The organism is Anaerobacillus sp. QJM3NY_32, assembly GCF_056173645.1.
Map to the genome: position 1 here is coordinate 3,744,386 of NZ_CM149684.1, position 25,661 is coordinate 3,770,046.

Genomic DNA, 25,661 nt, shown 5'->3' on the forward strand with positions numbered 1-25,661 from the left:
ATTATGTTTTAAAATAGGTAGTAACCTTTATATTTACTTTCTTATTTTAACTCAAGGGCTGCTTTTTGGAATACGTCTGCATAAGAAGAACCCTTTCGATAGAAAACAGGAGTTTCTCCGATTGGAGCCTTTACTTCAACTCGTCCTCCACCAATCTCTTTGCCACTCCATAAATGAACCCATTCATCTTCAGGTAAGTACACGGACCAGTTTTCTTTTCCTTCTTCATAAACCGGGGCGACAACCATATCTGATCCAAGCATATATTGATATTGAATGTCATAAGAGGCTAGATCATTCTCATATTCCATAAACAATGGACGTTGCATCGGTATTCCTTTTTCAGCATTTTCTTTGCTCAGCTCTTTAAGATAAGGCTTAAGTGCTGTATAAACGTTCGTCATTTTCACAAAATGCTCAAGCGTCTCTTCGTCTTGATCAAACTGGAAGCAATCGTCAGGACGGTTGCCTTCGTGCGTTCGCATGACGGGAGTAAATGCCGCCATATCAACCCAGCGAAGCAACAGTTCTTTGTTCCGCTTGTTCCCATGAAGACTTGTATATCCGCCGATATCACTATGGTGAACGCCATTCCCACTCATTCCAGCAGATAATGCAGCTGGAATAACAGATGCAAGACCATCGTCAAGGCTCCAATCGACACTTTGATCACCAGCCCATAGAAGTGGACAATACCCCTGACTTCCTGAGTATCCTGCGCGCATAAAGTAAACAACATCGCCCCATCGTCCAGCTTTCTTTACAGCATTGTGATTCACTTTTGCCCACATCACTGGCCAAGCATTGTGCATTTTTGTAGCAGATTCACCATTGTGAAGTCTTAGATCAGTCGGCAAGTACTCACCAAAATCGGCCATCCACCCGTCCATACCAAAATCAATCATGTTCTTTTGAATGACATCTTCGTACCATTCACATGCTGCTTCGTTTGTAAAGTCGACCACGCCGCAATAAAACTCACCAAAGTCAACGATATAATCACCGCCATCTAACGCTGTAGCAAGATAGCCGTTGTCATAAGCTTCACGGTAAAGATCACCTTCCACAGCGACATAGGGGTTAATATAGCCCATAAAACGAATCCCTTTTTGCTTCCATTCTTTCACTTTTTGGTCAAGCTCCGGGTACTCCTCTGGATTCCATTTCCAATTCCACATTAATCGCTTACCGAATGACGTCACACGCTTTCCCTGCCAATCTTGACACCAAACAGCACCGATTTTCATCCCTTTACCAATAGCGCGATCAAGCTTATTTTGTACTCGTTCTGTTCCTCCTTGCATTCCGAGCCAGATGCCATTATACGTCCACTCAGGCAGCTCGGGTTGTCTGCCGAGACGAGAAGTTAGTTTTTCAACGAGATCCTTATATGTTTGTCCCGTTTCAAAAAGAATCGAGGCTGGCGCTTCCCAGATATGCAGCTCATGAAAATCGTCTCTTTGAAAATCAAAGTCTGCAAAAGCAGTTGTCTCTACATGGCAATAATATTTATTCGTAGATACATAGGTTGGTTGCGGATAATTCGTATTGTAATAGTCACCACCAGCTTGATCTTTCACGTCGGCCTGCCAAGTTGTATACGTAGATTTATTCCGCCCCACACCAGGTTCAGACGTCCATAAAGGGAAATTCTTTCCCCTTAAATTAAAGTAGGAAAGCTGTTCCCCACAACCATAAATCTTCTCATCTGCATCGGCTACAACGCGAACCCAGAAGCGATTAAAAAGTGGATCGACGAGCTCGAAAGAAACGCGAAGTCCATCTTTGTCCTGCTTTAATACCATTGTTAGTAATTCATGATCATGAGAGAAGTGACGAAAGCCGATTCGACACGTCTCGCCTTCATACCGCACTGTGGCATAACGAAGAGCTACTCGTTCCACTACATAATCCTTTATTTTAAAATTCCCTCTATACATATCAATCGTTTCTTCACCGCTACCAATGAAAATAAACGGGCGGGCAGGTGAATGCCGAAACAATAAGCGACGGTCAAAATAAACTTCGAATTCTTCTCCATTTTGCTTCACTTCAAAACCAGGTTTAGTCTTTAGTGTATTCAATGTAATTCCCCCTACCTTCTTTTCGTTTAAGCACTTCTAAATTTTTTCTCAGCGTTTACCGCTTCTTCATGTTTTCTTGTTACAAAACCTGAATATTTTTTATTCCAGGATTTTAATGCGAAAAGATAACAAAGCGTTCCGACTACAGCCGCACCTAGTATTGATGGCCAGAACCATGCTGAAACCATTCCACCTGCATAAGCAAGTCCAATAGGGGAGAATAGGATATAAACCATAACAACGAGACTAATCAGAACAACAGAGACTGGAATCGTAAACTTCCATGGAACCATATCAACCTTAGGGTTTGCTCTAAATTCATACGCTTCAGGAAGAGGACTAATGCGACCGACAACCATCATGATAGCAACTTCAATAAGGAAAAGAATCGCTGAGATATGAATAAAGTTCATCGTAATCTCAATGCTAAATAGCTGGTTTAATCCCCATACAAGCATGTAGTACGTAATCACATGGAAGATAATCGCGATTTTTGCACCAAGCGCAGGAATGCGTTTAGAAACTATCCCCACAAGAACAATCGCAATGATCGGTATGTTAAAGAATCCTGTAAAACGGCGAATCAAATCCCATAATCCATCAGGTGCGTTCATCAGCATTGGCGCAATGAAAAAAGAGACAAGTGCGAGAACGCTTCCAAAATACTTACTGACATTGATTAGTTGTCGATCTGTTGCATTTTTATTAATACCTGCTTTGTATACATCAAGCGCAAACATCGTAGCCGCACTATTTAATAGAGAGTTAAAACTTGAGAACACGGCACCAAGAAGCACAGCTAGAAAGAGTCCAGACATAAATGTAGGTAGCAAATTTGATACAACCGTTGGATAAGCTAGATCAACAGGATCCATTGAACTGCCATAAAGATGAAAGGCAATAACACCTGGAATCATCATCATAAACGGAACAGTTAATTTATAGAATCCTGATAAAAGAACTCCTTTTTGTCCTTCAGCAAGGTTTTTCGCCCCAAGCGTTCGTTGAATCACGTACTGGTTTGTTCCCCAGTAGAACATATTCATAAAAATCATACCGGTAAAAATCGTTGAAAACGGAACAGAATCCGTACTTGAGCCAATTGCATTTAATTTCTCAGGGTTTTCTGTCGTAATGGTTTTTATCCCATCTAACATGTCGCCATTTCCAAGTGCTATAAAACCTAGTACTGGAACAATTAATCCAATAAAGAGAAGACCAATTCCGTTCAGGGTATCAGAGACTGCCACCGCTTTTAATCCTCCGAAGATCGCATAGATGGCACCGATAATACCAATAACCCAAATCACGACCCAGACAGAGGATTGAAAGGAAATACCGAGTAGCTCCGGTACATCAAAAAGTCGAAGAATAGCAAGCGCTCCTGAATACAGTACTGATGGAATCGTTACAAACATATAGCCAAGCATAAACAGAATAACTGTATATCTGCGAACGCTTTCATCATATCGTTTACTTAAAAACTCAGGTAATGTTGAGAAGGCTCCGCCAAGATAGCGCGGCAGCAAAATTAATGCCATAATGACAATTGCAAAAGCCGCCGTTACTTCCCAGGCCATGTTGGAAAGATTTGTTCTATAGGCCTGTCCATTCAAACCAATTAACTGTTCTGCTGATAAGTTTGTGAGCAAAAGAGATCCTGCAATAAATCCTCCTGTTAACCCACGACCTGCGAGAAAGTAACCATCCGAGTCATTAACTGAATTTCTTGTTTTTAAGTATGAAACCCAAGCAACTAGTGCCATGAAAAAGACGCACGATACTAATGTGAATGTAATACCAGACATGAGCTTGTCCTCCTTTATAGCTTGCTGTAAGCAACTGTTATATTTTCACCGACTATTCCTTCGTGTGCGCCCTGTGCCATAAAACGTTCATGTTCACGATGAGCAAGAAGCCATTTATTTTTCATGAATAGAAGCGGATCGTGCCCTCTTTGCGATTGTGCTAATGGTAAATTTGTGCCTTCAGGTAAGATCACCGTACATTTAAATCCTTCATCACTTACTTTACAAGGAGCAAGGTGAAGCGTCGTTTGGTACATTTCAATCGCGGTGCCTTCTGGAACATAAAATACCTGGATGTTCTTCACATCGTATGTATGATCCACAACGTCATTCATATGTCCTAGTAGGAGCACAAAATCCGTCACTGCCACGTTTATTTCGCTGCCCTTATGAAACTCAAGTCCTCCAAGAGAAGAATTATTCCCGTTGCAGTACCCAATTTGGACCGGCATCCCTCCATAGTAGCTGTTCTCGATGAACTTTTTGATACGATCATCCTCAAGTTCTTCTTTTGAAGGAACGTACTGATTTCCTTGTTCAGGAATAACCGTTTCCTTCATTAACTCCGACATTTGTTCATATGGGAAATCATGAAGAATTCTGCCATACGTCTTAAAAGCTGCCGAGTCAACTGACTGCACATCCAGATTTGGATTCCGTTCCTTTACTATTTCAATCATAGCCGAACCTCCGATATAAGTAGTAATGTTTATTTAAACATCATAACCTTTTATAACATTATATTGTAAACGTATTCATGATTGCAATGGTTTTTTTGAAATTATCAGTAATTTATATCACAGAGGTGGTCAGGTACGCGCCTGACCCCCTCTGCGATACCACTTTAATATACCACAGCATTTGTTAAATCGATGTTATTCACTTCTTCTCGACTATCAATCAACCATTCCCCTCCGCTTTTTACAAGTTTATAATGAAACGCACTTGAGGTTACCTCTGTCTTCACATTGCTCTCGCCTCGGTCATGGTTCGCTGAATCCATCGTAATGAGAACGTCGATTTCTGCTTTCTTTCCGGAAGAATCGATGTAGAGGCTGTCGAGGTCAAAAGCTGCTTCTAACACTTCTCCCGTAAAGGCCGCATTATTTTCTTTCACAGAAATAAAGCGATCTTCAAAATACGAATTTAGCTCAGGTGTTAGATTTGAAAAGTAGCCCGTATCTAAATTCTCATAAGCCATTATCCAGTCATATAAATACGTGTTTACTGCCGCTATTACTGCATTCGACTCATCATGATCAGTCTCTGGAACATCGATTGCCACTTCCTTCTCGATCACTACAGGCTCTTGTTCACTATAATCAATAACGAAATAAACATCATCACCTTCAAATTGAACGGAAGGACTTTTAACTACGCCAGCTTCGAAGTTTTTTTCTGCATGCATCACAACCGAACCGTCTGTTGGATAGGGACCTATTTGACCGGTTTTGCTAATCGTTTCCCCGGTATCTTTCCCATTAATAAACAAGCGAGCATCCTCATAATTGGAATCAGGTGTTAGAAACGCACCGTTTACAGGAAGGTCCACTTCTAAATGTTTGCCCGGTTTAATCAATTCTACTTCCGCTTCTCCCCGCATCTTATAACCTTCATTTTCTAACTTTGTTTCAAAATGATAGTCCCCTGGAAGGAACGGACCCATTTTCTTCCCCTTTTCTCCAATTGTGCCGCTATCTTCTTCGTTAATAAATAGAGCTGTTTTAGAGAATTGTGTATGAAGCTGTACGTAAATAGGTACAGGTGAAATGACATAATCATTGAAAAGATAAAAAGTTTTCCCTTCCTCTACTAATTCCAATTGGATAAGCAAGTCTTCGTTCCGACTCAGGAGTGTATGGTCCTCTATCGCTCTTGCTTGTCGTTCTAAATCTTGAAGCAATAGCGTCCGTTGATCTGGATGATTCTTTAATAACGATACAAAACTCGCAATCTCAGCTTCATGCGAAAGGACAGGATTAACCTTTGGAATAGCTTCCCCGATCGCTTCATAATCCTCTTGCAACAGAGCCTCTCGAAATTGATCAACTGCACGTTCAGGAGAAGATATCCAACTTAATGTAAAAAAACTGCCTATTAGTACGATCATAATTCCTACAACGATTGCTCCCCATAACAGCCACCCATTTTTCTTTACCTGTGCAGGAGCTGTTCTTGTTACCTTTTGTCCACATTTTACACAAAATGCACCGGCCTCTTCCCTGTTGCAGTGATGACACCAATTCATCTTCCCACCTCCACCCATTATTCCAAATCATATGGGAGAGATTTCTAATTATGACCACTTTTCCCTACTATTTTCCTATGCATTTTTTAACATGATTAAGGACTTTGTACATAACTATGAAAAAGTACGTGAAAAGCACAAGCTCCCTGAAAATCCTGACAAGAAACTTTTATTTCACTTAATAAGGAGGAATGATAATGTCAGATTTGCAAACTAAAATAGGCGGAGGACTATCAAAACTTCAAGATGGTCTTCAGCAAGGAAAAAGCAAGCTTCAAACAGCTCAGGAAGTTTCACAACTTAAGAAAAACGCGAGCGATGCTGCCACAAACCGAACAAGAATCATTAGTCAGCTTGGCGAACTCACCTATCGTTTGATCCGTAAAGGGGAGATCCAACAACCCGAATTAAATGAACAAGCTGAGCGCCTTCTTCAATATGATCTAGAACTCTATCAAGCGAACAGAGCTTTAGAGAGTCAATTGCGAAAGGAACCGGGTGGTGACGTATGTGAGTGCGGAGCAGCCGTTAATGAAGAGGATACGTTTTGCGGCAGCTGTGGCAATCGAGTTCAATTATCAGAAGCACCAATACCAGTACCGACAGTTCAATGTACCACCTGCAAGGAAGAAATCCCTGAGACGGCTTTATTTTGTGGGTGTTGTGGTTCGAAAAACGGCTAGGAGGTGATCAAAGTCATGTACTGTACAACGTGTGGTAACGAAGTTCCGTTTGGTGATAATTATTGCCCCTTTGATGGGACATTTCAGCTTCACACAGAACATCACACCGTCACGACTGCATCACCAAAGTTTTGTTCAGATTGTGGTACATCGAATACTTGTGATCATCCCTACTGTATTCAGTGCGGTTCTTTTCAACTCACTCTCATTCCATTTAAAGTAGAACGCGTAAAAGAAAAAGTAGCAGCTCCCTCGCACGCGATACCAGATCTTAGCGCCATTAATAAAAAGCTTGCGATACTATGCGGTTTTCTCGCATTTCTAGTTGTTGGTATTATGTCGTTTATTGTATCGGAGGGATTTCAGCAACAAGCCGCTACTTTTCAGCAAACCCTTGAAGAATTCACTGAGTTAGGTCCAACGGAAGTAATCAATGATTTTTATTATTACTTTGGCAACGAAAATTCCCAGTTAACTGTAGAACCTTTTTATGGAATGACAGACTACTGGATGTCAGCTCACCTTCTCAATTCAACCCTTTCTTTCAACACGCAAGGGGCGGGAAATTTATTGAGCGGAGAGATCGAACTCCATTCAGGAATGCTCATTCTTTTATTACTACCTCTCGTTGCACTACTGCTTGCTGGATATATGTATGGACGAAAAACAACGTGTACCCTCCAGCAATACTGGCTTTCTTCACTTCTTATCGGAATGATTTACGGATTACTGACAGCGATGATCGCTCTTTTCGCTGGATTCAACTTTGAAGCTTCTGCACAAGAGGGTGGAATCGTTTCGAGTTTATCAATTGAAAATAACTATCCGCTTTTGAAAGCTTTATTTGGTGGTTTATTCCTTGGAACAATCTTTTCGTTTATTGGTAGTTTGTACGGCAGTCGTTCAATGAAAGAATTAACTTCTTCTCCCCTTAAAGAAGGAGTGCGCACACTCACACTAGGGGTCTCCATCTCAATCGTCTTGATGATTCTCTTCCTTTATCGCTTTATGTTCGAAGATAACTCACTTATTAGCTTTCAAGATATTCCGGCGAGTTATTTTCTTATCATCGTTTTTCAAGGAGGGTTTCTTCTATGGAACACACTGAACCTTTCTTCCCTTACCTTCGATATAAATATTCCAGGCGAGAAATTTCAAATGATCTATTCAGTACTTGGTGGGATGAAGATCGAAACAAATGAATCTATTTCTATTTTCACCTACTTATTTAGCGACCCAGGTAACACGAAGATCTACATGATGATTGGTTTGCTGATTCCACTATGTTTATTCATTTCGGCAGGTTATCGGATGCACCAGGAAGGAGCGATTCAGTTCCACCGCATGATTATCTTCGGCTTGCTATACGCCTTTATGATGTCGCTATTAGCAGCAGGCTTGAATACAGGATTCACCTTTAATTTGGAGAGCTTCGCCGGAGAAATTAGCGACATAACAGAAGTCCCGTTTCTATTCATTGGTTTCTCGGCAATTGCTACATTTTTTAAGTGCTTTATCTACTCAACTCTCCTAGCCATTTGTGGCGCCTATTGGAAGAGATACCGAACACAATAAAAAGGGACTTTCTTTCGTTCCTATTCAGTCCTCTGAGGGTGGACATTTCCTTCTTTTTGTCTTTTTAGGGGGTCAGGCTCGCGCCTGACCCCCTTACATTTTCCCCTCACTCATATCCATTCGGATTATTTTGATGCCAGCTCCAGGCATGAGATACAATCTGCGCGAGCTCTGGGTATACTGGCTTCCAGCCAAGTGCGCTCATTGCTTTCGACGAAGAGGCTATCAGTGTCGCTGGATCTCCGGCACGGCGTGGCGCTACTTCTGCTTCGATCGTTTTTTCTGTCACGATTCGACACGTATCAATCACTTCTTTAACCGTAAACCCTTTTCCATTTCCAAGATTGTATACGCCGCTCTCATTCGTTTCTTTCATCTTTTTCAAAGCAAGGTAGTGAGCCTGCGCAAGGTCAAGCACATGAATATAATCGCGCACACACGTGCCATCCTTCGTATCATAATCATTACCGAAAATAGATACCTTTTCTCTTTGACCAAGTGCAGCTTGTAGAACGATTGGTATAAGATGAGACTCGGGTTGATGATCTTCCCCAATTCTTCCTTCTGGATCAGCACCAGCAGCATTAAAGTAGCGAAGAGAAGTTGATTTAAGCCCATAAGAATCATCACACCAGCGAAGCATCTTCTCAATCGCTAGCTTTGTTTCGCCATATGGATTTGTTGGATTAGTAGCGTCACTCTCTTGAATCGGCGTACGTTCTGGATTCCCATAGGTGGCCGCTGTCGAGGAGAACACAATGTACTTTACATCGTGTTCAACTAACTTTGAAACAAGCGCCTGAGAACCCGCTACGTTATTTCGATAATATTCAAGCGGATTCGAAACACTTTCTCCAACTAGCGAGCTCGCAGCAAAGTGAATGACAGAATCGATCGAATGATCGGCGAAAATTTGATCAATCACTTTCCCATCTGTTAAGTCCCCTTTATACAAAGGAACGTCAAGCACAGCTTGCTCGTGACCTTTTGTTAGATTGTCCAGCACGACTACGTCTTCTTTTTGCTCACGCAAGTACATAACCGTATGGCTACCAATATAACCGGCTCCACCAGTCACTAAAATCGCCATGTTATTCCCTCCATTTAGTAAAAATTCGTCGATATCCATCGTTATTTCCCGGAAAATACTAATTAAGCTTTAGTACAGACGATCCAAGCGGTTTAATAGACATTTCTCCACTAAATTCATCATGAGAAACGGCATCTACCCAGGTTCCTTTCGGCAATGTTAGCGACCCTTTTTCGTCCGTCGAATGATTCACAACACATAAGAATACCGCCCCGTCTTGTCCTGTACGCGTGACAGCTTCTACGTTTTTACTTGAAGCGATCGTTGTTACGTCTGTTTCTTGGAAAACTTCTGCATAAAGAGCATCCATTATTTCCTCCTGGAGTGCAGAGCCGATGTAATAGACCGTTCCTTTTCCATATGCGTTTTTTGTAATCGCCGCCGTTTTTTCGTAGAAGCAAGATCGATATTCAGCAAGTACTTCCGCAGTTGTCGGCTCAACAAGATCACACCAGATGGAAGCAACGGAGCTCATACCTTTCATTGCACCTTGAACGCCTTCAACCTCGTTGTTTTGTCCGAGCTGAAGTGATTCATATTCATTAATTTCTACTCCTGCAAGCTCACGTAATGCGCCTGGCAACGTATCTTCTACAACAAAGTTATTCTGTTCCTTCACACCGGCGCGATAGGATAAGATCACCGTTCCACCTTGCTCAGCAAAACGTGAAATTTTGTCGTTTACAACTGGGTCTGTAAGGAAATAAACCGGTACAACGAGCACTTTGTACCCATCCAGCTTGCTTTCTTTCGTCACAATGTCCGTCATGGCATTCATACGGTGCGCAGGGCTATAGAAGCGGAGGAATTCTCGCTTGTATTCAAATGCATTGCTTTGTGGCTGAATACCCCATGCCCAGGCGTTCTCTACATCATAATACACAGCGACATCCGCCTGGTACTTAGACGCAATCCAATCATCTCCAAACACGCTAAGAGAATCGATTACTTCTTTTACTTCATTATATTTACGCTTTGGCTTACCATCATGATCGAGCACACCATGGCAAAACTCTTCCGTCCCAAAGCGTGCCGCACGCCAGCGGAAATAAACAATTGCTTCCGCTCCACGAGCAATCGCCTGATACGTCCAAAGTTTAATATGACCTGGACGAGGTAAGTAACCGATGCGACTCCACCCTTGCGCTCCTGAAAGTTCTTCCATTACCCAGAAGCCTTTTCCACCCTTTGAAGAGCGACAAAGGTCGTGTTGATGTGCGATCGCAGCAGGCGCAATCGGTTCTGGTAAACCGCCCCATACCGGATAGTTATCAAATGAAATGAAGTCAAGATCCTTTGCCATATCCCATTGATTAATCGCTAAGTCTGTAAATACGAAGTTATGCGTAATCCACTGATCCGAGCGAATATGTTTACGAAGAATGTCAGTTTGAATCTTATTATAAGACGTATACGCATCCGCACAGAAACGATCAAAATCAAGAAGCAAGCTTGGATTATGTTCCTGTAATACTTTACGAGGCACAGGGATTTGTGACCACGCTGTATACGTTTGACTCCAGAAAACCGTACCCCAAGCTTCATTTAAAGCATCAAGCGTTTCGTATTTTTGCTGTAGCCAAATTTGGAATGCTTTTTGATCCACTTCTCCATAGCTTCGATCAGATTTTTCATGACCGTATTCATTGTCTACTTGCCAGCCAATAATTCCTTCGTGCTGACCATAGCGTTTCGCCATTTTCTCAACAATCTTTGCTGTCAATTCTTGATATACTTCACTGTTCACGGTATAGTGACGTCTCGCTCCGAATGAAATGACTGTCCCGTTAGGATCCACAGGTAAAATTTCTGGATACTTTTCAACCATCCACGCAGGCGGCGTGGCCGTTGGTGTCCCAAGAACTACCTCGATGCCGTTACTTGTCATTAGGTCGATCGCTTCATCATAAAGCGAGAAATCAAACGTTCCCTCCTCAGGCTCCATCAGCTGCCAGCCGAATTCAGCAATTCGAACGACATTCACACCGAGTTCTTTCATCAATCGTACATCTTCTGTCCAACGCTCTTTCGGCCATTGTTCCGGGTAATAATCAACACCTACATACATCATGTTAGCTCCTTTTACCGATCTATTTTTTTGAGTATTACATCAATGAGAAAAGAAGCCCGCCAGAATCGGCAAGCTCTTATTGGTTTAAATGGTTGTTAAACTCATGTGTAAAGCGGTCAAATGCTTCCTGACCTGAAGCCGTTCGTTTAAAAACGCCTGCATGGCTTAAAATATTGGAGAAGATCAACCCAACCTCATGACGCAATCGTCCCTGTACATTCGATGAATTCAGGTCTGAATACTTCTTAAGAAGAGAATCAGCCCATGTAACATGTTTCTGAATGCGATCATCTTGCTTAATACTTTCTAGCGGATTTTCACTTATAAGAGATTCACCAAGCAAGTGAAGCTCTTCTTGTAATCTACCAGGAAGCACAGCTAGCCCCATTACTTCAATTAAACCGATATTCTCTTTTTTTATATGATGCACTTCTCCATGGGGGTGAAAAAGTCCCATTGGATGCTGTTTCGTTGTTCGATTGTTCCGGAGTACAAGATCAAGCTCATAGCGCTCGCCATTTCGACGAGCTATAGGTGTAATCGTGTTATGAGACTCATTACCTGTAACCGCGCGAACATCAACACTCTCATCACTATATCCCTTCCAGAATTGAAGAATCGCATCAGCCAGTTCACCAAGTTCATCTCGATCGTTGCTTTGAAGTCGTAGCACAGACATCGGCCACTTCACAATGCCTGCCTTCACGTTCGGATAAGCTGATAGAACGACGTTTCGCTCCATCTCTGCTTTCGCCATCGGGAACTCATGCTTCCCTCCCTGGAAATGATCATGACTTAATATCGAACCGCCTACAATTGGTAGATCAGCATTCGAGCCGATAAAATAATGAGGAAACTTGCCAACAAACTCTAGTAGTCTGTCAAACGTACCTCGTGAAATTTTCATCGGCTCGTGTTCACCGTATAACACAATCGCATGTTCGTTATAGTAAACGTATGGAGAGTACTGCAAATACCACTGTTTCTCTTCAAGGGTTATAGGGATCATCCTAAGATTTTGTCGCGCAGGATGAGTTAATCGTCCCGCATACCCTTCGTTCTCTTTACAAAGCAGACACTCAGGATAGCCGCTTGACTTCATCGTTTTGGCTGCCGCAATCGCTTTCGGATCTTTCTCTGGTTTAGAAAGGTTGATCGTGATTTCCATCTCACCATACTCTGTTTCCGTAAGCCAGTCTTCATTTTTTGCTATGCGATCGGTACGAATGTAATGAACGTCTTTTGAATATTGATAAAAGTTAGCCGTTGCTGCTTCAGGGCCGGCATGTTCATAAGTCGCTTCAAACTTCTCAATCACTTCTGAAGGTCGCTCGGTTAAACACCCCATAATTTTTGTATCGAGCAAGTCACGATAAGTTACCGTATTTTCTATTAGTCGATCATGATCATATGCCCAATTCAGGATGCGATCTAAAATAGAAACAGGGCTATCTGGAATATCCGCAGGAACATCACTTGTATCAATCTCCTCAAGCTGAAGAACTTCTAGAATTTGATTGCGAACATATGATAAATCCCACTCACGAAAAAGATGTTTATTCAATCCGTATTGGAGGAGACGGTTAATCTCTTGATCGATGTTCGTCATGGTTTCTCTCCACTCCTCTCCAGAATTACAGTGCTTCCGAAAGCTGATTTATTTCTCTTGCTCCTGCACCTATTTCCACAACGTAAAATTCAGGTGTTAAGCCCGTTTTCTCTTTATATGTTTTCGCTACATTAGTTTGGAATGATGTTAAAAATTGATCCTCCACAATGCTGATCGTACAGCCACCAAATCCTGCCCCAGTCATCCGAGAGCCAATCACACCTTCTTCTGACCATGCAGCTTCTACTAAAGCATCAAGCTCAAGACCAGTTACTTCATAATCATCGCGCAAGGAAACATGTGACTCATTCATTAACTGACCAAATGCTCCAATTTCTCCAGCCTTTAAACGTTTAGCCGCTTCAATCGTACGAACGTTTTCATAAACTGCATGTTTCGCACGTTTCTGATCAATCAGATTTGTGATGTGGTGTTTATGCGCTTCAAACGAGTCAATTGTTAAATCACCAAGTGATTGAATCGAAACATGTTCTTGAAGCTCGGCGAGTGCCCGCTCACATTCAGAACGTCGCTCATTATATTTTGAATCAGCAAGCCCTCTTCGTTTATTCGTATTTGCAATAACGAGTGAAGCTTTTTCTAGAACTACCGGGCTGTATCTATAAGCAAGCGTGTTGCAATCAAGAAGAACCGCTGCTTTTTCTTTCCCCATCCCAATGGCAAACTGATCCATGATGCCACAGTTTACGCCTACAAATTCATTTTCAGCACGCTGACTCATCTTCACCATTTCTACCATCTCAAGATGAAGGTGATTTAGTTCATTTAATAGAACAGCCGTCGCAAGTTCGATTGACGCTGAAGACGAAAGTCCCGCTCCATTCGGAATGTTTCCAAAGTAAAGGACATCAAATCCGCTAACGTCATAACCTGACTCCTTAAAGATCGAAACAACGCCTTTCGGGTAATTCGCCCAATCATGTTCAGCATCATACGCAAGACTTGTTGAATCAACTGTCATCACACCTTGCGTTTTGAAGTTCAGCGAATAAAACCGAATAAGATTATCTTTTCTTTTCCTAGCAACGGCATAGGTACCAATACTAAGCGAGCATGGAAAAACATGTCCCCCATTATAATCCGTATGTTCGCCAATTAAATTGACGCGCCCTGGCGAGAAGAAGCTTCTTATCTCGCCACCTTCTCCATACATCTCTCGAAATGTTTCGTATAGGGTTTTCATTAATTTCACCCGGCCTCGTTTATTTACTGCTCTTCCGCAGCTTCAGTTTTGTCGACATCGTCACTTTTTTGGCTACTTTCCTTCTCAATAGACGCTCCATCAAAAGGCCAACAGCCGTTTCACCCATCAGTTCTGTGTACACTTTGACCGTACTCAAAGCAGGATAAACATACTTCGAAACGCTAATGTCATTCACTCCAATTAAGCTAACGCGATCAGGAACAGCTACGCCGTTCTCATGAAGAGCGCGGAGACACCCAATCGCCATTGTGTCATTTCCTACAAAGAACGCAGTCGGTAGCTTCTCTCCAAGCTCTTCGATCGCACGATTCATAAGGGAATAACCATCATCTACCGTAAACGATCCTGTGTACACGTAAGATTCATGATCCTGATCACGTTCCGTCATATAGCGCTTGAACGTGATTTCGCGTTCATCAACAATTTCAGCACTAGCATCTCGAAATGTTTCTCTGCCACCAATGTAGCCAATTCTCTCATGACCTTTACTCGCAAAATAATCGAGCACTTTTTTGGTCGCCTTTTCAAAATCAACGACAACCGCGTCGTACTTTTCATTGTCTGGATCATAGTCAACGAATACGATATTAGGGGTGACTTTATTTAATGAAGCTATTTCTTGACTACTAAATTTACCTACGGCTATCATGCCCTGAATGTTTTCTTTTTCTAATTCATCATAGTTATCTTTAAAAATTTTCACGAGTTCAAGCCGCTCTTCCTGACAGCGCTGCTCGACTCCTAGTCGAATCGACATGTAATACAGGTCATTCAACTCTTCCTTTTCGGTATACCAATGGATAATTGCAATTTTCGGTGTTAGTGATTTTTTTCCGCGTTTTTTACTATAGGAAAGCTCTTCTGCCACTTCGAAAATCCGCTTTTTCGTATCATCTGAAACAGATAACGTTTCATCGTAGTTAAGGACGCGTGAAACAGTCGATGGTGAACATTTCACTTTTTGTGCGATGTCCTTAATCGTTGCCATGGTCATCATCCTTTTTTATTCTGCTTTTAAATAAAACACTTTCGATTGAAAGTCACCACCGCGCTCAGCTTGCTCGCCATTCGCTCCATTGAACTCAACCGGAAGCGGAATGCCGTGCTGCATCAGTTCATCTCCGAAGTATGTCTCCTCATCGACGTTATAATGACGATCAGGAGCTAAACCTTTTAATTTCACAAACTGATTGGTGCGTGGATTCGGAGTGCTTGATGATTTATACCAGCCAACAAGCGCTTCATTTCGATTCGACGAAACGACCATCCAGGCCGTTTCATTGCTTTCAAATGGACTTTGTAAGCGAATGAAATCACCATCACGGACAAGCTGTCGAAATGACTGGTATCGTTTAATTTGTTCTTTTACAATTTCTTTTTCTTCATCAGACAGGGTTGAAGGATCCAATTCATAACCAAAGGTTCCAAAATACGCAACATCTGCCCGCATTGACAGCGGAGTTGAACGAAGCGTTTGGTGGTTTGGTACGGCTGATACGTGAGAACCCATGCTATAGATAGGATAAGCGATAGAGGTACCATATTGGATTTTCAGACGCTCCACCGCGTCTGTATCATCACTCGCCCATGCTTGTGGGGCGTAGTAAAGGAGAGCCGGATCAAAACGACCACCGCCGCCCGCACACGATTCAAACAGTACATTTGGAAACTCTGATGTTAACCGTTCATAAAGATCATAGACACCGAGAATGTAACGATGGAAAAACTCTCCCTGGTGCTCTAAACCTGCAGAGTAGGCCTCCGTAATGTTCCGATTCATATCCCATTTAATATAATCCAGATTCGTCGACTCAATGATCGTTTTCATTCGTCCGAAAATATAGTCCACTACTTCTGTACGCGTATAATCAAGTACGCGCTGATTCCGGCCAAGCGTAAAGTGCTCACCTGGAATACCTACAGCCCATTCAGGATGCTCTCTGTAGAGCTCACTATCAGGACTAATCATTTCAGGCTCAAACCATAAACCAAATTGCAAACCCGTTTCCTTCACTTTTTCAGCTAGAGAGGCAATGCCATCTGGGAGTTTGTTAAGATCAACCGTCCAATCTCCTAGTGAAGATCGGTCATTGTTTCTCTTCCCAAACCAACCATCATCAAGGACGAAAAGTTCAACACCAAGTTCTTTTGCCTCTTTCGCAAAATGAATAAGCTTCTCTTCATTAAAATCAAAGTAAGTAGCTTCCCAGTTATTAATTAAGACAGGACGCTCTTTCTTTTTCCACTGTTCACTAATCAACTGATTGCGGTAAAGATGATGGAACGTTTGGCTCATCCCGTTCAATCCTTGATCAGAGTAAACCATAATCGCTTCTGGTGATTGGAACGATTCACCGGGACTAAGATTCCACTTAAAACCAAGCGGATGAATACCAAGCTGCGCACGTGCCACGCCATAATGATCAACTTCCGTTTGCGCTAGAAAATTCCCGCTATACACGAACTGGAATCCAAACACTTCACCCGTATGTTCTGTTGCATCCATTGTTTTTAGTGCAAGAAATGGATTGTGATGATGAGAGCTTGCTCCACGTATACTCGAAACGGACTGAATGCCCTGCTCTAATTTCCTCGTTTTCACATGACGCTCACGGGCCCATGTTCCTGAGAGGTGCACCATTTCCATATCAGCATAAGGAAGATCAACAGACAGTGACATCATTCGATCAATGGATAGCTCGCTATCTGTGTTGTTAATAAGACGCGCGTTCCTCGCAATCACAGATTCATTTTCAAAAATCGTGTAGCTGAGATGAAGCTCAACCTTCTGATACTTATCCTCCAACACAATAAGTAACGTCTCCGCTTCTTGCGCATTCGCATAAGTGGCCGGCAAACCTTTCAAGCAAGGCTTCCCTTTCACTTGCTCATGTGATCTATAAACAAAGTTCGCTATAGGCTTTTGACCTGCTAACACCATAAAGGCAGGCTCTCGAAAATCTCCTTTTCCATAGGCCGGGTACTCCTGCCTAATCGTTTCAAGCGAAAAAGCCGCGTCGTTCTCATATGAATGACAGCTAGCCGGCGTTGGATTGTTCGTGTTCTGAAAATGACCATAATCACGATCAGGACGAAGCGCTTTTCCGAAATACAAATGACCGAGCTGACCATTTTTTAAAATATGAAAGATGTAGCTGATCTTTCCATTTGTTAGATGAAACTGCTGTTGGTTAATCAGAATGCTCATTGCCATCGATCCTTTATCCGAGTTTAGGTTCGTTCACTAGTTTTACGCTGCTTGCAGTATGTCCTTCTAATTCCAGAACGACAATTTCATTTGTACCTTCATTTAACAGTGGACCTGGCAAGTAAAGGCGCTGCTGTGGTCCCATCGTTTGCCAGTAGCGACCAAGACTAAAGCCATTAATATAAACATTCCCTTTTGTAAACCCTTCCAAATCAACAAATGTATCATAGCATTGATCAGCATGAAATTCGCCTTTGAAATATTTCGGATAACGTTCTCCTGATGAATACGTCTTCGGTAAACGATCTCCTTCAATTTTGATCATTTCCCAGTCAAACCAATACTGGTTGTTTAGCCAGAGATTCTGCACAATCCCCTTCTGGTCAGATAGATGTTTTCCATAATTCACTCTTCCAAGGTTTTCAACAAGTATTTCAAGAGCATTTACTTCATTCGGAAACGGAATCATAACCGATTTTGACTCATCATTTACTGAAACCGTCGCCTCATGTTTCCCATTGACGTAAAGAAAAGCTCGATCATGAATTGGCGTTGTATCAAGCTCAAACGTTCCAGTGTCGTTAATCGACGTTCGATAAAGCGTGTAGCCGAAACTCTGATCAATCTTCTCCATGCTCCGTGGTGCAACGTGCTCTACCCTGGTTCCTACTTCTTGGAGAACATCGAACAGGCTTGCGCTCTCCACTAGCTTCACTTCTCCATAGCTTTTCGTCTCAACTTTAGAAACGTCTTCAATCGAAACGTCTGCTACGCTTTTCAACACCTCCGCCATTGCGAGATACTTGTCTGTCACGTCGCCCCATTCTGTTAAAAGCGAATCGTAGTCATAGCTAGTAATCGTCGGAGCATATTTTTCGTAATGATTCGCACCGTTATAGAAACCAAAATTTGTTCCACCGTGGAACATGTAGAAATTCACAGATGCGCCCATATCCATTAACTTCTGGAACACTTCCGCTGCTTCCTTTGCGTCACGTGTATGATGCTCGCCGCTCCAGTGATCAAACCAGCCGATCCAAAATTCCGTGACCATTTTAGGTGAATCAGGTTTCATCGCTTCAAGTGCCGCAAAGGCTTCTTCTGGCCTTGAGCCAAAATTCAGCGTCGTTACGACATTATCCATTGAACCTTGTTTAATGAAATCCGGTCCGTCTGATGTGAAGTAAAACGTATCAATGCCATGTTTCTCGTACTGTTCTTTATGAAACTCAAGATAGTTCTGATCGTTGCCATATGCGCCATATTCATTTTCAATTTGAAAGGCAATCACCGGACCGCCGTTCTTTTGTAAGAAAGGCTTCAACCGTGGAAGAAGGTCATTAAAGTATTCCTCTACATGTTTTAGAAAAGCAGGATGACTACAGCGAAGTGCCATGTCATCTTCTTTTAGTAGCCAAGAAGGAAGTCCCCCCATTTCCCACTCTGCACAAATATAAGGAGAAGGACGAACAATAACATAAAGCCCAACGTCCTGTGCTTCAGCTATGAACCGCTCCACATCAGCCATTCCTTCAAAATGAAACTGACCCTTCTTCGGTTCATGAAAATTCCATGGTATATACGTTTCTACTGTATTCAGTCCAAGTGCCTTCAGCTTCTGAAGGCGATCTCTCCAATACTCAGGGACAACTCTGAAGTAATGAAGACCTCCTGAAAGAATTTGGAAGGGTTCGTCATTTAAGTAAAAGTGGTTCTTTCTCGCTTCCAGCATAACAGCCTCCTACTATTTCAAGGCGCTTCCGAGCATACCTGAAATAAATTGTTTTTGCAGTGTTAAGAAGAATGCAATGATCGGAACAGTCGCTAACGTAACGCCCATCATCACTTGACCGTAGTCGATATAAGAGAGTCCCATTAAGCTAGATAGCGCAACAGGGAATGTGTACATATCGTTCGTATTCAATACAACGAGCGGCCACATAAAGTTGTTCCACTGCGTCATGAAAAGGAAGATCGAAGCAGCTGCTAAAGCTGGTCGCATCGATGGAATGACGATCGAGATAAAGATACGCGTTTCGCTTGCGCCATCAAGACGTGCTGACTCCATCAACTCTGTAGGGAATGCCAGGAAGTTCTGTCTTAATAAGAAAATCGCAAATGGGAAGCACAATTGCGGTGCGATAACTGCAAAGTACGTGTTTAATAGATTAAAATCAGACATCATTTGGAACAACGGTATCAGTGTTGCCTGGTAAGGAATCATCATGGAAAGCAAGAATGCAGTAAAGATGAACTTTTTCCCTTTGAAGTTGTACTTCGCTAGAACGTAGGCTGCGCTCGCACAAACTGCAAGGGAAATCACTACATAAAGTCCTGAGACGAAGAGAGAATTAAACAGTACTCTGAAAATACCAATTGACTCATTTAGATTGGTTAAGTTCGTCATAAACTGATCGCCAGGTAAAAGCGTTGGCGGGTTCGTAAACATTTTACTAGAGTCGTTCGTCGCCCCGATAAACATCCAGTAGAACGGGAAGATCGAAACAACAAGGAAGATGCTTAGTAGCGTATACATCCAAACGGCTTTTAGCTTATTTTTCTTTTTCTTAGGTTTCTTTTGTTGCCTTTGAGCAAGGGTGAGTTTATTCGTCGACTGTTCAATTACCTCAAGGTTCTTAGCCATTAATCATCACCTGCTATCTTAAATTGGATAATGGAGAGAATACCAACCATCACAACAACCGCGTATGCAATTGCGGAAGCGTAGCCGAAATCAAAGTATTCAAATCCACTCTGGTAAATATAAAGTCCAAGGGTCATCGTTGAATCCGCCGGTCCACCGCCTGTTAAGTTGAATGGCTCGTCGAAAAGCTGAAGCGTTCCGATGGTTGACAGAATACCTGCAAAAAGAATAACGGGTTTTAGTTGTGGAACAGTAATGTAGAAAAATTGCTTAAACTTATTCGCTCCATCAAGAGAAGCGGCTTCGTATAAATCTTCTGGAATGTTTTGAAGAGCTGCTAAGAAAATAACCATGTTATATCCTGTCCATCTCCACGTCATGGCGATAATGATCGAAGCCTTTGCCCAAAACGGATCAGATAACCACGGAATTGCGGTAATCCCAATGTAGCTTAATGCCGTGTTAATAATTCCTTCTTCTTGAAGCATGATCGAAAATAAAATCGAGTAAGCTACAAGCGATGTGACAGCCGGAAGAAAGAATGAGACGCGGAAAAATCCTTTTAGCTTTAACAACTGGTTGTTCAACACGTTGGCTAGTACCATTGCAAGAATGATCATAACTGGGACTTGAACAACAAAGATAATGAATGTGTTCTGCATCGCCGTCCAGAAAATATCATCATTCCAGAGACGCGTATAGTTTTTCAATCCTGCAAAAACGTATTCTCCACCAACTCGTTCCTGAAAACTGAGAACGAAGGAAGCGATAATCGGATAGACGGTAAATGCTAGGAAAAGCAGAATGGCCGGAGCTGCGAATAAATATGGAAAACGTTTCGCTCGATTCATGAATATCCCACCTTAACATGACAGGGGTCGAAATGAATCAACCCCTGATGATTTCTGTAGCTTATTGAATACGGTTTTTCAAACGATCTTCTGAAGCTTTTAATGCTTCTTCAATGCCTTTACCGTTCGCAATTTCAGATTGCGCTTTAACAGCTTCATCCTTCGCTACGGCATAGTCTCCTGTGTAGTTAACAGCAGGAATGCTATCCATTTCGTCAGCAAGTAGACTCCAGATCGGCTGATTGTTAAAGAACTCAACTTCTTTTGTAAATGCCTCGTTACCATAAATCGTGTTTAGTGAAGGGAACAAACCACCTTCCATTGCAGTTAATTGAACATCTTCATCTGTTGAGAAGAATTCCATAAAATCATACGCTAGATCAGCATTGTCGCTTGCACTAGGAATCATGTAGTTACTTCCGCCCAAGTTAGATGCGCGATTGCCACCTTCTTCAAACGCCGGTAGCTCAATTAATCCCCATTTTCCTGAAGTATCCTTGCCCTGCTGAGTGATCGAACCGTACAACCATGCACCCGATGGAGCTGTCGCAACATCTCCACTAGTCATAGCGCTAATCCATGCGTCCCAACCTACTGTTTCTTTAACTAGTCCTTCTTCATTTAGATTCTTTTGTACTTCCATTGCTTTTTTTGACTCTTCTGAAGTGAGGGCTACATTTTTCTCATCGTCAAAGTAGAATGTGCCTTGCTGATTGAGCATCATACGATAAAGACCGTCATCACCGTTCAGATCAAGACCAATCATTGCTTTATCCGTTTTTTCTTTAATTGTTTTACCAGCTTCGATATAGTCATCCCACGTTTTAATATCTTCCGCATTTACGCCAGCTTCTTCAAAAATATCGGTGCGATAGAAAACTCCTGTTGGTCCACCGTCAAACGGGAATCCGTACATGGCGCCGTCTTTTGAAACAAGCTCTGTCTTATAAGACGGGAAGCTCTCTTTCATTTCGTCAAATCCTTTATCGGAAACGTTTACAAATGCGTCCGGAAAAGCACTCATATAACCTTGAACGCGGTCATCTTCCACAAGAACGATATCTGGTAAACCTTTACCTCCTGCTTGAAGACCAGTTGTTAACTTCGAGTAAACATCGTCAGTACCCATTTCAACAACTTCTAGTTCAAAATCCGGATTTTCTTCTTTAAATTTCTCGGCTGCTTCTTCAAGCACCGGTACATTAATATTCCAAGCCCAGGCCGTTACTTTATTGCTATCGCCTGATCCTTCACTATCATCTCCACCATTCCCACACGCCGCAAGAAACAGACTTAAGACAAGCATCATACTTATACTAACTAGACCCGTTACCTTCTTCATCGACTACCCCTCCAATTAATTACTGAAAACTTTCAAAATTCGTAATGAAAGCGTCTACACTTATTAGAATAGTCGAAGAGGTAAACATAGTCAAGTAAACTTTTACTAAAAGTTTACTACTTTATTTACTTAACAATTAATGGAAGTTGTTACACAAGAAGAAAGTGTCCATCTATGACGGACACTTTCTTCTTTTTGTCTTTATAGGGGGTCAGGTGCGTACCTGACCCCCGCACTATTATTGAATCCGATTCCTCAACCGATCTTCAGCCGCTTTATAAGCCTCTTCAATCGATTTCTGACCATTCATCACTTCGGATTGTGCTTTGATTGACTCATCACTTGCAAGCGCATAATTACCTGTATAGTTCACAGAAGGAATATCATTCATCTCGCTTGCAAACAGCTCCCAGATTGACTGATTGCTAAAGAATTCCACATCCTTTGTGAATGCATCATTTTCATAAATCGTGTTCAGCGTTGGAAATAAACCATTGTCCATCGCCGTTAGCTGTACGTCATCACTAGTAGTAAAGAATTCCATGAAATCGTAAGCCATATCCTGATTCTTGCTCGCGCTTGTAATCACATAGTTACTTCCACCAAGGTTCGCTGCACGGTTTCCATCTTCTTCAAACGCCGGAAGCTTAAACACTCCCCAGTTACCTTCTGTGTCTTTAGCTTGCTGTGTAATAGAACCGCTCAACCACGCGCCAGAAGGAGCCGTCGCAACATCACCTTGTGCCATTGCACTAATCCACGCGTCCCAACCCACTGTATCTTTAACTAGTCCAGCTTCTTTCATCATTTGTACTTTTTCTGCCGCCATTTTAGATTCTTCAGAAGTGAAGTTCACATTCTTTTCATCATCAAAATAGAATGTTCCTTGCTGCGTCATCATCATACGATAAAGACCGTCATCACCATTCAAATCAAGGCCAAGCATTGCTTTTCCTGTAGCTTCTTTGATCTTTTTCCCCGCTTCAATAAAGTCATCCCATGTCTTAATATCATCGGGATTTACACCAGCTTCTTCAAAGTAATCTGTTCGATAAAAAACGCCCGTTGGACCACCATCAAATGGGAAACCATACATTGCATCTTCTTTTGAAAGAAGGTCTGTTTTATAAGTAGGAAAGCTATCCTTGCTTTCATCAAACCCCTTATCAGATACATTTACGAACGCATCGGGGAATGTTTCCATATAACCCTGAATACGATCATCCTCGACAAGTACGATATCTGGCAACCCTTTCCCTCCAGCTTGAAGGCCAGTCGTTAATTTCGAATAAACATCTTCACGACCGAGTTCCACAACCTCTAGTTCAAAATCCGGATTTTCTTTTTTAAACTTCTCTGCCGCTTCTTCAAGAACTGGAACATTAATGTTCCATGCCCATGCTGTCACCTTTTTACCATTACTATCTCCGTCTCCCGCCGACCCTTCACTTGAGCTATTATCACTAGAACAAGCACCGAGAACTAACATCAGAACAAGCAAGAAACTAACTCGACCGATTACCTTTCTCAAAATAACCCCTCCTGTTTGTTTACTAAAAAATATTGAACGACAAAAATGAAAGCGCATTCATGTTTATAGATTAAGGTACATTCAAAACTTAGTCAAGTAAATGTTTACTGATTAATTTACTTTTTTGACGGCTATATTCTTTTCATTCTGCCTCATGTATTTTAAGTTTTTGTAAAATATTGAAGAAAAGCAAATTTCAAAGGTATAAATGCTATAGTATTAGGTGGATTATATTTAATTATTGGAGGAGCTATATGGTATTTAGTAATCTCGTTTTCTTATTTGCTTTTATGCCGATCGTCTTATTTTCTTATTTTTTTGCTAGAAAAAGTTTTCGAAACATCGTGCTTCTTATTGCTAGTCTTGTTTTCTACGCATGGGGAGAACCACAGTATGTCTTTCTGATGCTCTTCTCTATTATAATGAACTATGGTTTTGGGAGAGGAATTGGCTATTTTCATAATCAGCTCGCAATAAAAAAATTCCTCCTAACGTTATCGATCGTCGGTAACATTGCAATTCTTGGTTACTTTAAGTACGCAGGCTTCGTATTAGCTAATGTTAATGGCTCCTTTGGGACAAGTTTTGAACTTGGAGAGCTGCCTCTTCCAATTGGAATCTCGTTTTTTACATTCCAAGCGATGAGCTATGTCATTGATATTTATCGAAAAGACGCACCCGTTCAGAAAAATGTTTTCTCACTAGCTCTTTATATCTCTCTTTTCCCACAGCTCGTTGCAGGGCCAATTGTTCGATACAACACCGTTGATCAACAAATTCATTCTCGCTCTATAACTGCTGATAAGGTACACGAAGGAATCAAACGATTTATTATTGGTTTATCAAAAAAAGTACTGTTAGCTAATAGTTTCGCAGTTGTTGCGGATCAGGCATTTAACACTCCCGCAGGTGAAATGAGCGTGATGATGGCGTGGATTGGTGTTATTGCTTACACACTACAAATTTACTTTGATTTCTCAGGGTATAGTGACATGGCCATTGGTCTAGGAAAAATGTTTGGCTTTGATTTTCTAGAGAACTTTCGATACCCCTACATATCTAAAAGCATTTCAGAATTCTGGAGAAGATGGCACATTTCTCTTGGGACATGGTTCAAAGATTACGTTTATATCCCACTAGGTGGGAATCGCCATGGAAAGCTTGTGCAGGTACGTAATCTTCTAATCGTGTGGACGATTACTGGGTTCTGGCATGGCGCTAGCTGGACGTTTATGGCCTGGGGATTCTACTACGGGGCAATTATCGTAATTGAAAGCCTCGGATTTGGTAAATGGTTAAGTCGCCTATGGTCGCCTCTTCAACATATCTATGTCCTACTGCTCGTCATGATCGGCTGGGTCTTTTTCCGCGCTGATAACTTTACGTATTCATTTGAATACTTACAAACGATGTTCGGCTTTAATCAGGCTGCTTTCGCAGATTCAATGTTCCTATTGCAGTGGAATGATAACTGGGTGTTATTCCTAGCTGGCGTTATTTTCAGCACACCTTTCATAGCGAATATCGGCAACATTTACAATCGAATGGCGACGAAAGCAAAGGGACTACAGGTCGTCACGCTTTTCTCAGAACCAGCGATTTATATGACGCTAATGATTTTCGCTATGGTTCGATTAGTCAATTCTAGTTACAACCCATTTATTTATTTCAGGTTTTAATGCCAATAAAGGA

18 protein-coding genes are annotated in these 25,661 nt (G+C 41.9%); 3 read left to right on the top strand and 15 right to left on the bottom strand.

Features of this window, described 5'->3' with window-relative positions:
- Nucleotides 1-41 precede the first annotated feature (41 nt).
- The 4 genes from AC0VYH_RS19400 to AC0VYH_RS19415 form a co-directional block, all read right to left on the bottom strand.
- Nucleotides 42-2,084 (bottom strand): alpha-glucosidase, encoded by a 2,043-nt coding sequence (locus AC0VYH_RS19400; RefSeq protein ID WP_475372955.1) that lies wholly within the window; start codon nucleotides 2,082-2,084, stop codon nucleotides 42-44.
- Between the two features lie 26 nt (nucleotides 2,085-2,110).
- On the bottom strand, nucleotides 2,111-3,892 hold the full coding sequence (locus AC0VYH_RS19405) for a solute:sodium symporter family transporter (protein WP_475372956.1): 1,782 nt from the start codon (nucleotides 3,890-3,892) through the stop codon (nucleotides 2,111-2,113).
- A gap of 14 nt (nucleotides 3,893-3,906) precedes the next feature.
- The gene (locus AC0VYH_RS19410) at nucleotides 3,907-4,572 is read right to left on the bottom strand and encodes a DUF4867 family protein (protein ID WP_475365907.1); all 666 of its coding nucleotides are present in this window, start codon (nucleotides 4,570-4,572) and stop codon (nucleotides 3,907-3,909) included.
- Between the two features lie 164 nt (nucleotides 4,573-4,736).
- A complete protein-coding gene (locus AC0VYH_RS19415) occupies nucleotides 4,737-6,140 on the bottom strand; it encodes a zinc ribbon domain-containing protein (protein WP_475372957.1) in 1,404 nt (467 codons plus the stop codon).
- Between the two features lie 197 nt (nucleotides 6,141-6,337).
- On the opposite strand from AC0VYH_RS19415, the gene AC0VYH_RS19420 reads away from it, so the two are divergent.
- Both AC0VYH_RS19420 and AC0VYH_RS19425 read left to right on the top strand, forming a co-directional pair.
- The gene (locus AC0VYH_RS19420) at nucleotides 6,338-6,823 is read left to right on the top strand and encodes a zinc ribbon domain-containing protein (protein WP_430243409.1); all 486 of its coding nucleotides are present in this window, start codon (nucleotides 6,338-6,340) and stop codon (nucleotides 6,821-6,823) included.
- A 15-nt stretch (nucleotides 6,824-6,838) separates the two neighbouring features.
- Nucleotides 6,839-8,398 (top strand): zinc ribbon domain-containing protein, encoded by a 1,560-nt coding sequence (locus tag AC0VYH_RS19425; RefSeq protein WP_475368007.1) that lies wholly within the window; start codon nucleotides 6,839-6,841, stop codon nucleotides 8,396-8,398.
- A gap of 106 nt (nucleotides 8,399-8,504) precedes the next feature.
- Here the strand turns inward: AC0VYH_RS19425 and galE are convergent, their stop codons facing one another.
- The 11 genes from galE to AC0VYH_RS19480 all read right to left on the bottom strand — a co-directional run bounded on the left by galE (nucleotide 8,505) and on the right by AC0VYH_RS19480 (nucleotide 23,969).
- Nucleotides 8,505-9,488, bottom strand: coding sequence for a UDP-glucose 4-epimerase GalE (gene galE / locus AC0VYH_RS19430; protein WP_475372958.1), 984 nt, complete (start codon nucleotides 9,486-9,488; stop codon nucleotides 8,505-8,507).
- A gap of 58 nt (nucleotides 9,489-9,546) precedes the next feature.
- Nucleotides 9,547-11,559 carry a beta-galactosidase gene (locus AC0VYH_RS19435; protein WP_475372959.1) on the bottom strand — a complete coding sequence of 671 codons (2,013 nt, stop codon included), beginning with the start codon at nucleotides 11,557-11,559 and terminating at the stop codon, nucleotides 9,547-9,549.
- Between the two features lie 76 nt (nucleotides 11,560-11,635).
- The gene (gene galT, locus AC0VYH_RS19440; protein WP_475368009.1) at nucleotides 11,636-13,168 is read right to left on the bottom strand and encodes a UDP-glucose--hexose-1-phosphate uridylyltransferase; all 1,533 of its coding nucleotides are present in this window, start codon (nucleotides 13,166-13,168) and stop codon (nucleotides 11,636-11,638) included.
- Nucleotides 13,169-13,193: 25 nt separating this feature from the next.
- On the bottom strand, nucleotides 13,194-14,372 hold the full coding sequence (locus AC0VYH_RS19445; protein ID WP_475365913.1) for a galactokinase: 1,179 nt from the start codon (nucleotides 14,370-14,372) through the stop codon (nucleotides 13,194-13,196).
- A 19-nt stretch (nucleotides 14,373-14,391) separates the two neighbouring features.
- The gene (locus tag AC0VYH_RS19450; RefSeq protein ID WP_283153541.1) at nucleotides 14,392-15,381 is read right to left on the bottom strand and encodes a LacI family DNA-binding transcriptional regulator; all 990 of its coding nucleotides are present in this window, start codon (nucleotides 15,379-15,381) and stop codon (nucleotides 14,392-14,394) included.
- Nucleotides 15,382-15,396: 15 nt separating this feature from the next.
- Nucleotides 15,397-17,601, bottom strand: coding sequence for an alpha-galactosidase (locus AC0VYH_RS19455; RefSeq protein ID WP_475372960.1), 2,205 nt, complete (start codon nucleotides 17,599-17,601; stop codon nucleotides 15,397-15,399).
- 13 nt (nucleotides 17,602-17,614) lie between these two features.
- Nucleotides 17,615-19,333 (bottom strand): glycoside hydrolase family 35 protein, encoded by a 1,719-nt coding sequence (locus tag AC0VYH_RS19460; RefSeq protein WP_475372961.1) that lies wholly within the window; start codon nucleotides 19,331-19,333, stop codon nucleotides 17,615-17,617.
- 12 nt (nucleotides 19,334-19,345) lie between these two features.
- Complete coding sequence (locus AC0VYH_RS19465; RefSeq protein ID WP_475367522.1) at nucleotides 19,346-20,137, bottom strand: carbohydrate ABC transporter permease; 792 nt, start codon at nucleotides 20,135-20,137, stop codon at nucleotides 19,346-19,348.
- Nucleotides 20,138-20,244: 107 nt separating this feature from the next.
- Nucleotides 20,245-21,096 carry a carbohydrate ABC transporter permease gene (locus tag AC0VYH_RS19470; protein WP_159785293.1) on the bottom strand — a complete coding sequence of 284 codons (852 nt, stop codon included), beginning with the start codon at nucleotides 21,094-21,096 and terminating at the stop codon, nucleotides 20,245-20,247.
- Between the two features lie 61 nt (nucleotides 21,097-21,157).
- Nucleotides 21,158-22,438: an ABC transporter substrate-binding protein gene (locus AC0VYH_RS19475; RefSeq protein WP_430243389.1), complete on the bottom strand. Its 1,281-nt coding sequence runs from the start codon at nucleotides 22,436-22,438 to the stop codon at nucleotides 21,158-21,160.
- 238 nt (nucleotides 22,439-22,676) lie between these two features.
- Nucleotides 22,677-23,969: an ABC transporter substrate-binding protein gene (locus AC0VYH_RS19480; RefSeq protein ID WP_475372962.1), complete on the bottom strand. Its 1,293-nt coding sequence runs from the start codon at nucleotides 23,967-23,969 to the stop codon at nucleotides 22,677-22,679.
- Between the two features lie 254 nt (nucleotides 23,970-24,223).
- Between AC0VYH_RS19480 and AC0VYH_RS19485 the strand changes: the two genes are divergently transcribed.
- Nucleotides 24,224-25,648, top strand: coding sequence for an MBOAT family O-acyltransferase (locus AC0VYH_RS19485; RefSeq protein ID WP_475365917.1), 1,425 nt, complete (start codon nucleotides 24,224-24,226; stop codon nucleotides 25,646-25,648).
- Nucleotides 25,649-25,661 lie beyond the last annotated feature (13 nt).